Origin of the sequence: Cupriavidus pauculus (assembly GCF_022179805.1) — a bacterium.
Lineage (GTDB): Bacteria > Pseudomonadota > Gammaproteobacteria > Burkholderiales > Burkholderiaceae > Cupriavidus > Cupriavidus pauculus_E.
This window is the reverse complement of sequence record NZ_BPUO01000005.1, coordinates 239283-251837: the sequence shown is the minus strand read 5'-3', so window position 1 is coordinate 251837 and position 12555 is coordinate 239283. Positions and strand designations below refer to the sequence as shown.

Below are 12555 nucleotides of genomic sequence, written 5' to 3'. Positions count from 1 at the left end.
AATGATGCTGCTGTTTGGATTGTCCCTGCTGACCCTGGTGGTCTGGTGCGTGCTGGTGTTCGCGCGCGCCGGATTCTGGCGCGTGCAAAAGCCCGCCCCCTCCCCCTCGCCTGCCGTCTGGCCGCCCGTGATCGGCGTGATTCCGGCGCGCAACGAGGCCGATGTGATCGCCCGGGCCGTGACCGGCGTGCTGACCCAGCAATATGCCGGCCCGCTGCAACTGGTTGTCGTGGACGACCACAGCACCGACGGCACCGCCGACATCGCGCGTGCGGCAGCCGTATCGATCGGCAAGGGCGATGCGCTGACCGTGATCGGCGCCCGCGACCTGCCGGCGGGCTGGAGCGGCAAGGTCTGGGCCCAGTCCGAAGGGCTGGCCGCCGCCGACCAGCGCATGCCCGATGCCCGCTTCGTATTCCTGACCGATGCCGACATCTGGCACGGCCCCAAGACCATTGCCGAACTGGTGGCCCGTGCCGAGCACGAGCAGCGCGATCTAACGTCGTTGATGGTCCGCCTGCGCTGCGAATCGTGGTGGGAACGCCTGATCGTGCCGGCATTTGTGTTCTATTTCGCCAAACTCTATCCGTTCCGCAGCGTCGCCGACCCGCGCAGCAAGGTGGCCGGCGCGGCCGGCGGCTGCATGCTGGCACGCCGCTCGGCGCTGGCGCGCATCGGCGGGTTCGAGGCCATTCGTGGTGAGTTGATCGACGATTGCAGCCTGGCGGCGAAGATCAAGGCGGGCGGGTCGATCCGACTGGATCTGGCGGACGACAGCGTGTCGCTGCGCCCCTATGACGACTGGCAAAGCCTCTGGAACATGATCGCGCGCAGCGCCTACACCCAGTTGCACTACTCGCCGCTGATGCTGACCGGCGCCACGCTGGGCATGATCCTGACGTACCTGGCGCCCCCGCTGCTGGCGCTGGCCGGCGGCGCGGCGCTGTGGCCGGCCTGGCTGGCGTGGATCCTGATGGCCGCCAGCTACCGGCCGATGCTGCGCGAATACCGCCAGCCGGCCTGGCTGGCGCCGCTGCTGCCGGTAACGGCCTTGTTCTACCTGGGTGCCACGCTCGATTCGGCGCGCCGCTTCTATCTGCGCCGGGGCGGCCAGTGGAAAGGCCGCACCCAGGCGCCGGTGCGCTCCTGAAGGTGCACGGTCCGGCAGGACGCGGCTACTTCAGGTAGCCGTTGTCGCGGAACCAGCCCAGCGCGTCGCGCAGCGCCTCCTGGTACGGACGGGCCGTGTATCCCAGCTCGCGCTCGGCCTTGGCCGACGTGAAGAACATCCGGTATTGCGACATCTTCAAGCCGTCCACGGTCACGAACGGCTCTTTCTTCGTGAACTGGGCGATGGTTTCCGCGATCCGGGCGATTGGATACAGCGGCCAGCGCGGCAATTCGATGGTCGGCGCCTTGCGTCCGGCCATGCCGGCGATGTCCGCCAGCATCTGGCGCAGCAGCACGTCCTGGCCACCCAGGATATAGCGCTCGCCGATGCGGCCTTTGTCCAGCGCCAGGAAATGACCGTTCGCCACGTCGTCCACATGGGCCAGGTTCAGGCCCGTATCGACGAACGCCGGAATCTTGCCGGTAGCCGCCTCGACGATGATCCGGCCGGTCGGTGTCGGGCGTACGTCACGCGGCCCGATGGGCGTGGACGGATTCACGATGACGGCCGGCAGGCCCTCGGCCACCAGCCGCTCCACCTCGCGTTCGGCCAGTACCTTGCTGCGCTTGTAGGCGCCGATGGCTTCATGGCCAGCCATGGCCGCTGTCTCGTCCACCGGCCCCGTGGCGCCCGCCACGCGCAGCGTGGCAACGCTGCTGGTGTAGACGATGCGCTCGACGCCGGCGTCGCGCGCGGCGTTCATCGTCGTGACCGTGCCGTCCACGTTGGAACGGACGATTTCCTCGGGATCGGGCGCCCACAGCCGGTAGTCGGCCGCCACGTGGAACAGGTACCGCACCCCGGCCATGGCACACGCCATCGACGCCGGATCGCGCATGTCGCCCTCGACCACTTCCACCGGCAGGCCGGCCAGGTTGGCACGCGGGCTGGTGGCACGCACCAGCACCCGCACCTGGAAGCCGCGCTCCAGCGCCTGGCGCATGACCGAAGAACCCAGAAAGCCCGAGGCTCCTGTCACGAGAATGCAATTGTGAATTTCAAATCCCCTGTTGGCGTTGCGTGCACGTTGAACGTTAATCCGTGGTTATACCAGTGCCCGGCAGCGCATTTTCACCGGACTGACCTTGTTGGCGACAGCCAACGGGCCGTCAACGCAAAAATCCGAGCCGGTATATAGTAACCACCGTCCACCGGCAAAGTGATGCCGGAATACCAAAAAAATGATGTCTTCGAATCTTCACAAGAGGGTCGGGGGGCCGTCTCGATGCAGGTGATACTTGCCCAGCCAAGGGGCTTTTGTGCCGGCGTGGTGCGAGCCATCGACATTGTCGACCGCGCCCTGATCAAGCACGGCGCCCCCGTGTATGTCCGGCACGAAATCGTGCACAACAAGCATGTCGTGGAAGGATTGCGGCAAAAAGGCGCACGGTTCGTCGAGGAACTCGACCAGGTGCCCGCCGATGCCGTCACGATCTTCAGCGCCCACGGGGTCTCCCGCGATGTGATCGCAGAAGCACAGCGTCGCGAGCTTCACGCCATCGACGCCACGTGCCCGCTCGTTATCAAAGTCCATAACCAGGGCCGCCAGTACGCCGCCGCCGGGCGCCATGTGGTGCTGATCGGCCATGCCGGCCACCCCGAGGTGGAAGGCACGATGGGGCAGATTCCGGGTAAGGTGCTGCTGGTGCAGAACGAGGCCGAAGTGGCCCAACTTGACCTGCCCGACGACGCACCCGTCGCATATATCACGCAGACCACGTTGTCCGTGGACGACACCCGTAATATCATTGCGGCGCTCAACCGGCGATTTTCCAACCTGGTGGGGCCGAGTACGCGCGATATCTGCTATGCCACGCAAAACCGGCAGAGCGCGGTTCGGGAATTATCGGCGCATGTCGATGTCATTCTCGTGATCGGCGCCACCAACAGTTCGAATTCGAACCGGCTGCGCGAAATCGGGACGGAAAGCGGCGTACCGAGCTACCTGATCGCCGACGGCAGCGAGCTGGACCCGGAATGGGTCCGCGATGCCGGAGTCGTTGGTATTACCGCGGGTGCTTCGGCACCCGAGGACATGGTGGAAGATGTCATTGCCGCCCTGCGACGCCTTGGACCGGTCGATGTATCGGTCATGGAAGGCATCGAGGAACATGCCCAATTCCGCCTGCCGGCCGAACTGGCCGATGCAACGCTGGCCCCAGGGGCCAGAAGAACAACTGAAATCAGTGACGCCCAGCTTGTTGACCATACGGCGGCCGGCTGAACCGATCCACTGAAACTGACAGGAAGCACCCCCTTGGCCATTCCGTTTCTCCAGGTCGCCCGCGTAGGCGCCTACATCGCACGCAAGCATCTGTCCGGGCAAAAGCGCTACCCGCTGGCCCTGATGCTTGAACCCCTGTTCCGCTGCAACCTCGCCTGCTCGGGCTGCGGCAAGATCGACTATCCGGATCCCATCCTGAACCAGCGTCTGTCCGTGGCCGAGTGCCTGGAAGCCGTGGACGAATGCGGCGCGCCGGTGGTGTCGATTGCCGGCGGCGAGCCGCTGCTGCACAAGGACATGCCCGAGATCGTGCGCGGCATCATCGCCCGCAAGCGCTTCGTGTACCTGTGCACCAACGCGCTGCTGATGGAAAAGAAGATCGACCAGTACGAGCCGAGCCCGTACTTCGTGTGGTCGATCCACCTCGACGGCGACCGCGAGATGCATGACCACTCGGTCAACCAGGAAGGCGTGTACGACCGCTGCGTCGAAGCCATCCGCATGGCCAAGGAACGTGGTTTCCGCGTCAACATCAACTGCACGCTGTTCAACGACGCCAAGCCGGACCGCGTGGCGCAGTTCTTCGACTCGGTCAAGGCCATGGGTGTCGACGGCATCACCGTCTCGCCGGGCTATGCCTACGAGCGCGCGCCGGACCAGCAGCACTTCCTGCATCGCGGCAAGACCAAGCAGCTGTTCCGCGACATCCTGAAGCGCGGCAACGCCGGCAAGAAGTGGGCGTTCAGCCAGTCCACGATGTTCCTGGACTTCCTGGCCGGCAACCAGACCTACAAGTGCACTCCGTGGGGCAACCCGGCACGTACCGTGTTCGGCTGGCAGCGTCCGTGCTACCTGGTGGGCGAAGGCTACGTGAAGACCTTCAAGGAATTGATGGAAGGCACCGACTGGGACGCCTACGGGGTTGGCAACTACGAAAAGTGCGCCAACTGCATGGTCCACAGCGGTTTCGAAGCCACTGCAGTGGCCGACACGTTCTCGCACCCGCTCAAGGCACTGGCCGTGACCCTGCGCGGCGTGAAGACCGAGGGCGACATGGCACCGGACATTCCGCTGGACAAGCAGCGTCCCGCCGAATACGTGTTCTCGCGCCACGTTGAGATCAAGCTGAACGAGATCGGCAACCTGAAGAAGGCACAGGGCAGCCGTGCCGAGGCCGTGCAGGCCGCACAGGTGCACTAAAGCCAGCGTCAGTCACGCAATGGCGCAATAAAAAACCGGGGCTTCATGCCCCGGTTTTTGTTTTGGGAACGCGACGCCGGCCGGCGTTAGGCCCGGGCGTTGTGATTGTTGAGGTACTTGATCAGGCCGTCGATACCGTCGCGCGCGACGATATCGGCAAACTGCTTGCGGTACACCTCAATCAGCCACGCGCCCATCATGTTGATGTCATAGATCTTCCAGCCGTCAGCGCCCTTCTGCAGACGGTAGTCGATCAGCATCTCGTCGCCGTTGTTCAGCACGCGCGTGGCCACTACCGAGTCGTTGGCGCTGCTGCCGGTCTTGGCGGGCTTGTAGGTGAATTTGGGGCTTTGCTCGCGCAGTTGCGACAGCGACACGGCGTAGCTGCGCACCAGCAGGGCCGTGAACTGGTCCTGGAGCGTTTTTTGCTGCTCAGGGGTAGCCTGCTTCCAGGCATTGCCCACCGCCAGCCGCGTGGTACGGCCGAAATCGGTATAGGGCAGGAATTCGCGCTGGACGACGGCGGTAATTTTTGCAAGATCGCCGGCGCGGGTTTCGGGATCGGTCTTGATCTTGGCGATCACGCCCTCGACGGCGGACTGCACGAGCTTGTCCGGCGATGCGCTGGTGTTGGCCTGCGCATGTGCGGTGGAGACAAAGACCACCGCGGCAATGGGCGCGATGAGGGCGGCGGGGAGAATTCCGTAACGGTTCATGACTGATCGAGGCAACACGGCCGGGCTGGCCAGTCGGGCCAGTATATAGCGGATCGGGTTGTTGGCCCGGCCCGCCGGCCATGCGGAATGTGCACGTTTCAACCGCTATACTCCGGGTGCCGCCCGCGCGCCCCCGCCGCGCCGGGTGTTGAAAATTCAGGACTCATGATCAGACCGCTGCTGGTTCGCACCGTCAAATTCTCCACCGTCCACGCCTGGCTCGTGATCGGTATCGTCATGCTGCTCACGATTGGCAGCGGCGTCTATGTGGCGCGCAACTTCGCCATCAATACCGATATCAGCAAGCTGCTCGAATCGGACGAACCGTGGGCCAGGAACGACGCAGCCATCAGCGACGCCTTTCCGCAGCGCGACAAGATGATCCTGGCCGTGGTGCAGGCGCCCGCCAAGGAACTGGCCGACGCCGCCGCCACTGAACTGGCCAACGCTCTGCGGCAGGAGCCCAACCGCTTTCGCGCCGTGGGCCAGCCCGGCTCCGGCCCGTTCTTCGAGCGCAACGGCCTGCTGTTCGCCGATACTGCCAGCGTCCACGACATGGCCGACAAGCTCGGCCAGGCGCGGCCGCTGCTGAACAACCTGGCGCACGATCCCACGCTGCGCGGCCTGTCCGACCTGCTTACCACCACGCTGAACCTGCCGCTGCAACTGGGGCAGATCAAGCTGTCGGAGATGGACCGGCTGCTGGGCGCCAGCGCCAGGACCATCGACGGTGTGCTGGCCAACAAGCCGGCGGCGCTGTCGTGGATGGGTCTGGTCGACGACAGCCTGAAGCCCAATGCCGACGGCAGCGCGTTCAGTTTCGTCACCCTGTCTCCGGTGCTGGACTTCAGCGACCTGAAAGCCGGCGCCGGCGCCAGCGACGCCATCCGCGCCGCCGCCACGGAACTGAAGCTGGCCGAGCGCTATGGCGCCGTGGTGCGGCTGACCGGCCCGCAGCCGCTGGCCGACGACGAATTCGCATCGGTCAGCGAAGGGGCGGCGCTGAACGGCGTGCTGACGCTGGTGGTGGTGATCGGCATCCTGTGGATGGCGCTGCGGTCCGCACGGTTGATTACAGCGGTACTGGTCAGCCTGATCGCGGGCCTGATCATCACGGCGGCGCTGGGGCTGGTGATGGTGGGCGCGCTGAACATGATTTCGGTGGCGTTCGCCGTGCTGTTCGTGGGCCTGGGCGTGGACTTCGGCATCCAGTTCGGCGTGCGCTATCGCGCCGAGCGTTGCGACCATGACGACCTGCAACAGGCGCTGACACTGGCCGCGCGCGACGTGGCCGGGCCGCTGACGCTGGCCGCTGCCGCCACCGCCGCCGCATTCTTCTGCTTCCTGCCCACCGACTACCGTGGCGTGGCCGAACTGGGCAAGATCGCCGGCGTGGGCATGATGATCGCGTTCTCCACCACGTTCACGATGCTGCCGGCCATGATCCGCGTGCTGGCGCCCCCGGGCGAGAAGGAAATGCCGGGCTTCGGGTGGCTCGCGCCGGCCGACTCGTTCTTCGAACGCCATCGCAAGGGCACGCTGGTGGGGGTGCTGGGCGTACTGATTGCCGGCGCCCCGCTGCTGCCGCACCTGCGCTTCGACTTCGACCCGCTGCACCTGAAGGACCCGCATTCCGAATCGATGGCCACGCTGCTGGCGCTCAAGGACGCGCCGCAGGCCGGCACCGACGACATCAAGGTACTGGCCCCGACGCTGAAGGATGCCGAGGCGACTGCCAAAAAGCTCAAGGCGCTGCCCGAGGTGGAGCGCGTGGTCACGCTGAAGACGTTCATCCCCGACAACCAGGCGCCCAAGCTGGCCATCATCGCCGGCATGGCAAAGAGCCTGATGCCGGTGCTGACGCAGCAGACGTCGTCGCCGGCCACCGACGCGCTGCGCGTGGCATCGCTGCGCAACACGTCGCGCCAGTTGTCGCTGGCCGCGCTGGATCACCCCGGCCCCGGCGCCGAATCGGCCGAACACCTGTCGCGCGCGCTCAAGGCCCTGGCCGACGCGCCGCCCGCCATGCGCGACCGCGCCGAACTGGCCGTGGCGCTGCCGCTGCGCCTGGCGCTGGCCACGCTGCAGCGTGCGCTGCAGCCCGAACCCGTTACCCAGCAGACGCTGCCGCCCGAGCTGGCGCGCGACTGGCTGGCGCCCAATGGCCAGGCACTGGTCAACATCAGCCCCAAGCTGCCGCCGCCGGGCGCGAAGAACCAGGCCGCGCGCGAAGCCGCGCTCGACCATTTCATCGCCGTGATGGCCCGCGTGCAGCCTGACGCCACGGGCGGCCCGATCGCGATCAAGGGGTCGGCCGATACCATCATGACCGCGTTCATCCACGCCGGCATCTGGGCGGTGATTTCGATCACGGTGCTGCTGTGGATCACGCTGCGCCGCGTGAGCGACGTGCTGCGTACGCTGATCCCGCTGCTGGTCTCGGGGCTGGTCACGCTGGAACTGTGCGTGGTGTTCGGCATCTCGCTGAACTTTGCCAACATCATCGCGCTGCCGCTGCTGCTGGGCATTGGCGTGGCGTTCAAGATCTACTACGTGATTGCGTGGCGGCATGGCAAGACCAAGCTGCTGCAGTCCAGCCTCACGCACGCGGTGCTGTACAGCGCCGCCACCACCGCCACGGCGTTTGGCAGCCTCTGGCTGTCGCACCACCCGGGCACGGCCAGCATGGGCAAGCTGCTGGCGCTGGCCCTGGTCTGCACGCTGGCTGGCGCCGTGTTCTTCCAGCCGATCCTGATGGGCCGGCCGCGCCGCGAGTTGGCGGGCCGGGGCGACCCGCTCGGGCCGTCGCTCCCCCCACTCACGGTGGCTACGACCATGGCACAATCTGCCGATAAATCTACAGGGTCAGATTCTGGCAAGTCCCGGCGATAGGCCGAAGACCGGACAGCCGGACGCCGGCCAGCGCAGTTCGGGCAGTTACGCCCCGGCAACCCCGGGGCACGCCGCCCTCCTCGACAAGACACCGAACAATAACGATCGTCTCGACATGCTCTCCCGCCTTTTGCTCCCGCGCGCCGTGGCGCCTTTCCCGTCCCGGTTTCCCACCGCGCTGGCCGCGGCATCGCTGACCCTGCTGGCCACCGGTTGCGCCACGGGCCCCAATGCCAACCCGGCGGACCCGCTGGAGCCGATGAACCGGGTGGTCTTCACGGTCAACGACAAGGCCGATACCTATGTGGCCCAGCCGCTGGCCAAGGGCTACAAGTTCGTCACGCCGGAGCCCGCGCGCATGGCCGTGACCAACTTCTTCAACAACTTCTCGGACGTTGGCAACTTTGCCAACAACGTGCTGCAAGGCAAACCCGTGGAGGCCGTGGAAACGATGATGCGCGTGGCGGTCAACACGGTGCTGGGGCTTGGCGGCCTGATCGACGTGGCCACTGCGGCCGGCATGCCGCGCCATAACACGGACTTTGGCCTGACGCTGGGCACCTGGGGCGTGCCCTCGGGCCCGTACCTGGTACTGCCGCTGTTCGGCCCGAGCTCGTTCCGTGACGGCGTGGGCGTGTTGGGCGGCATCTACATGGACCCGGCGCACTACTTCGATGTGGCGTGGCGCAATTCGATGTTCGGCATCAACGTGATCAACACGCGGACCAACTTGCTGGGTGCCACGGACCTGCTGTCGCAGGCGGCGCTGGACAAGTACGCGTTCGTGCGCGACGCCTACTCGCAACGCCGGCAGTACCTGCTGAGCGGCGGCGGCGACGCCCTGCCGTCGTACGAAGAGGATGACGAATCGCCTGCGGCCGCGCCGGGTGCGGGTGCGGGTGCGGCACCGGCCAGCAAGGCGGCGCCGGATGCAGGCAGCGCGCCCAAGGCGGCGCCCGATGCCACGGCCAAGCCCGAGACGCCAGCCACGCCAGTACCTGCACCGGGCACGGCGAAGTAACGGCTAGTAACTGCTGCGGGGACCAAAAAAGCGCGTCCGCATCGGGGCACGACGCGGACGCCAAGACCATCGGATGCGGTGTCCGTGGCCCGACAGATCGTAGGCAATTTTTTCAAAACCGATTGCCAACAATTGTGTCGGGCGAGGTACGAATCACCTGACCTGAGTTACCAGACTCGCATCACCCGGCCCGCGAACGCAGCGGCAGCCAGATCGAGAACGTGGCGCCCTCGCCTGCCGCGCTGCGCAGCATCACTCGCCCCCCGTGGCGTTCAGCCACGGTTTTCACGAAGACCAGACCCAGCCCGCTACCCGCCGGCGCATCGCTGCCGGCCGCATGCACGCGGCTGAACGGCCGGAACAGGCGCGCCTGGGCCTCGGCTGCGATGCCAGGCCCCTGGTCGGCCACCTCGATGGCCATGTACGGCCCCAGGCGCCGCAGGCCCACCGTCACCGGCGCTCCGTCCGGACTGAACTTGATGGCGTTGCTGACCAGGTTGGCGATGGCCCGCACCAGCAAGGCCGGCGCGGCGCGCAGCGTCACACCATCGCCGTCCAGGTCAAGCTGCAGGTCGATGCCGCGCGCCTTGGCCAGCGCCCAGAGTTCGTCGGTGGCATCGAGCACCAGCGTCGTCAGGTCCACCTCGGCAAACGCCAGGCTTTGCGATTCAGCCTGCGCCAGGCGGATGAAGTCGTCGGCCAGCGCCAGCGTGCGGTGCGCATGGTCGCCAATGCGATGCAGCAACTCGTTCTGCGGCAAGGCCCGCTCGGGCCGCGACTGCAGGTCGATGAGCGCCAGGATCGACGCCTGCGGCGACCGCATGTCGTGCGACAGGAAGTGCAGCGTCTGCTCGCGCTGGCGTTCCGCGCGCCGTACGGTCGTGATGTCGATCAGGCTGACGATCACGCCCGCCGGGCGGCCCGTCTCGCCGTGCAGCGGCGCCCCGTGCAACAGGTAGCGGCGGTCGTCCTCGGTGGCCAGCTCCACGCCATGGGAGTCCGATGACGACATGACCGGCGCGTCAGCGTCCAGCGCGTCACACAGCGCGTCCCAGTAGGCCAGCCCGGGGCCGGGCACCGGGAACAGCGTCTCGATGATGTCGGGCAGCCCGGGCCGGTCGAGCCCGCCGTAAGCATCGTCGTAAGCGCCGGCATCGAGGTGCCCGTTCGGCAGGCCGCCCAGGCCGGCCGGTTGCGGCAGGTCGTTGATGCCGTGCAGCACGGCCGGCACCAGGGCCACCGCGCGGCGATTGGCCACCAGGATGCCGCCGTCCAGATTGCTGATCACGGTGGCCTCGGGCAGGCTTTCGAGCCCGTCGGACAGGAAGCGCCGCATGTCGCGCAGCCGCGACGTCATGTCGTAGACCGCCTGCATGCGGCCATCGAGCGAATGATCGACCCGTGCCGGCGCGCCCAGCAGGCCCGGCTCCCGCACCAGCCGCGCCAGTTCCTCCGAGAGGAAGCGCAGCGCGGCTTCCTGGCGCCGCCAGCTCCACAGCGGATACACCAGCAGGCAGCCGAACACCGCGGCCGACGGGGCGAACCAGAGCTGCATGCTGCCCACCAGCATGATGCTGCCGCCGATCAGTGCCGCCACCAGCACGGCCACGGCAATCAGCGCGTCGCGCGGGGTCAGCACCCAGGCGGCCAGCGCGGCCAGCATCACCGGCAGCAGCGTGGCGAACCAGCCCGCCAGTTCGGGCACGCGCACGATGGCAGTGCCGTCGCGCAGCGTCTGCAACGCATTGGCCAGCACTTCCACGCCGCTCATGCCGCGTCCGTTATGCGAGACCGGCGTGGCGAACGTGTCGCCGGTGCTGGAGGCCATCGCGCCCACGATCACGTACTTGCCCCGGAAGAAGCCGGGGCCGGGCTGGCCCGACAGCACGTCCAGCGCCGACACGCGCGAGAACGTGCCCGGCGGCCCCGCGAAGGGAATCCGCAGGCGGTCCTGCCCCACCCACCCGCTGCTGTCGACGTGTCGCGCGGCCTCGTGGCGGAACGATTCCGGCGACGGCGGCGACGCCTGGCCCTGGGCCGCCATCGCGGCGGCAAAGTGCCAGACCGGCGGCACATCGTCATCGCCCTGGCCTTCGCGCAGGTAGACCGAGCGGGCCACGCCGTCGGTGTCGAGACTCATGTTGATATGGCCGCGCGTGGCCGGAAACGTCTCCAGCGACTGCCGCATCGCCGGCCCGACCGGGCCTGCTTCGGCCAGCACGGGCAGCACCACGTTGCCCGCGCGGACAATCGCCTGCGCCAGGTCGACATCGTCGGCCGGGTAGCGGATGTCGGGCTCGGACAGCATCACGTCCAGGCCGATCACACGCGGGCGGTCGGCCGCGATGCGGTCGACCAGCGACGCCAGCACCGAGCGCCGCCAGGGCCAGCGCCCGAGCGCCCCGATGCTGGCGTCGTCGATCGTCACCAGCACGATGTCATTGCGCGGCGCGTGCGGCTGGCTGGAAATCGAGAAATCCAGCAGCGCCAGGTCGGTGCGCTCGAACCAGTCCAGGCGCGCCACCAGCGCCGTGACCAGCACCACGGCGGCAAGCAGCAGCGCCCACTCGACGCGGGTGCGGCGATGGAAAAAGGTAGCGGCGCGGCTAACGGATACCCGTTTCGGCAAGGTCCGTGCCTCCGGCGGCCTCGAAGCGATAGCCGTGCGAATAGACCGAGGTCAGCCGCACGCCATGTTCGGGGCGCAGCGCCAGCTTGATGCGCAGGCGCGAGATATGGGTATCGAGGGTGCGTGAGCCGGCATCCATGGCGCGGCCCCAGACGGCCTGCTCGATCACCTCGCGCGACAGCAGGCGGCCGATACTGCGGAACAGGAACAGCGCCAGGTCGAATTCGCGCGGCGACAGGTCGGCCAGTTGCCCGGCCAGCGCGATGGTGCGCCGGCGCGCGTCCACCACGTAGTCGCCCTGGCGGATCAGTTCGTCGTCATGCACGGTGTCGGGATAGGCGCGCCGCAGCAGCGCGCGCACGCGCGCCACGAACTCGGCCGGGCGCAGCGGCTTGGCCAGGTAGTCGTCGGCACCCACGCTCAGGCCCGCGACGATGTCGGCTTCGTCGATGCGGCTGGTCAGGAACAGGATCGGCGGCAGTCGGCCAGAGTGCTGGCGCACCCAGCTCACCAGCTCGTAGCCGCTGGTGTCCGGAAGTTGCCAGTCCATGAGGATCAGGTCGAACGCCTGATCGCGCAGCGCGCGCAGGAACGCCGCACCGGTTGCAAAACTTGCACAGCTATACCCAGCCTCCTCCAGCAGTTGCCGGATCTGCCCGGCCTGGGCGGCATCGTCCTCTACTGAGGCAATTCTCATTACAT

The 12555-nt window shown here is 67.2% G+C and carries 9 protein-coding genes; 5 read left to right on the top strand and 4 right to left on the bottom strand.

Annotation, left to right across the window (positions count from 1 at the left end):
- Position 1 precedes the first annotated feature (1 nt).
- Complete coding sequence (locus tag MFF62_RS12155; protein ID WP_238263366.1) at positions 2-1150, top strand: glycosyltransferase; 1149 nt, start codon at positions 2-4, stop codon at positions 1148-1150.
- Between the two features lie 25 nt (positions 1151-1175).
- On the opposite strand, the gene hpnA is transcribed toward MFF62_RS12155, so the two are convergent.
- Positions 1176-2156: a hopanoid-associated sugar epimerase gene (gene hpnA, locus MFF62_RS12150; RefSeq protein WP_404990742.1), complete on the bottom strand. Its 981-nt coding sequence runs from the start codon at positions 2154-2156 to the stop codon at positions 1176-1178.
- Between the two features lie 240 nt (positions 2157-2396).
- Between hpnA and ispH the strand changes: the two genes are divergently transcribed.
- On the top strand, positions 2397-3395 hold the full coding sequence (ispH, locus tag MFF62_RS12145; protein ID WP_238263567.1) for a 4-hydroxy-3-methylbut-2-enyl diphosphate reductase: 999 nt from the start codon (positions 2397-2399) through the stop codon (positions 3393-3395).
- A 33-nt stretch (positions 3396-3428) separates the two neighbouring features.
- Positions 3429-4595, top strand: a complete 1167-nt coding sequence (gene hpnH / locus MFF62_RS12140) for an adenosyl-hopene transferase HpnH (RefSeq protein WP_238263365.1) — start codon at positions 3429-3431, stop codon at positions 4593-4595.
- A gap of 86 nt (positions 4596-4681) precedes the next feature.
- On the opposite strand, the gene MFF62_RS12135 is transcribed toward hpnH, so the two are convergent.
- Positions 4682-5311 carry an MlaC/ttg2D family ABC transporter substrate-binding protein gene (locus MFF62_RS12135; RefSeq protein WP_238263364.1) on the bottom strand — a complete coding sequence of 210 codons (630 nt, stop codon included), beginning with the start codon at positions 5309-5311 and terminating at the stop codon, positions 4682-4684.
- Between the two features lie 165 nt (positions 5312-5476).
- Here MFF62_RS12135 and hpnN point away from each other — a divergent pair, with 165 nt between their 5' ends.
- The gene (gene hpnN / locus MFF62_RS12130; protein WP_238263363.1) at positions 5477-8203 is read left to right on the top strand and encodes a hopanoid transporter HpnN; all 2727 of its coding nucleotides are present in this window, start codon (positions 5477-5479) and stop codon (positions 8201-8203) included.
- Between the two features lie 115 nt (positions 8204-8318).
- Positions 8319-9224, top strand: a complete 906-nt coding sequence (locus MFF62_RS12125) for an MlaA family lipoprotein (RefSeq protein ID WP_238263362.1) — start codon at positions 8319-8321, stop codon at positions 9222-9224.
- Between the two features lie 181 nt (positions 9225-9405).
- Here the strand turns inward: MFF62_RS12125 and MFF62_RS12120 are convergent, their stop codons facing one another.
- Positions 9406-11853, bottom strand: coding sequence for a CHASE2 and HATPase_c domain-containing protein (locus MFF62_RS12120; protein WP_238263361.1), 2448 nt, complete (start codon positions 11851-11853; stop codon positions 9406-9408).
- On the bottom strand, positions 11831-12550 hold the full coding sequence (locus MFF62_RS12115; RefSeq protein ID WP_238263360.1) for a response regulator transcription factor: 720 nt from the start codon (positions 12548-12550) through the stop codon (positions 11831-11833). Before MFF62_RS12115 ends, MFF62_RS12120 begins: the two co-directional genes overlap by 23 nt.
- Between the last annotated feature and the right edge of the window lie 5 nt (positions 12551-12555).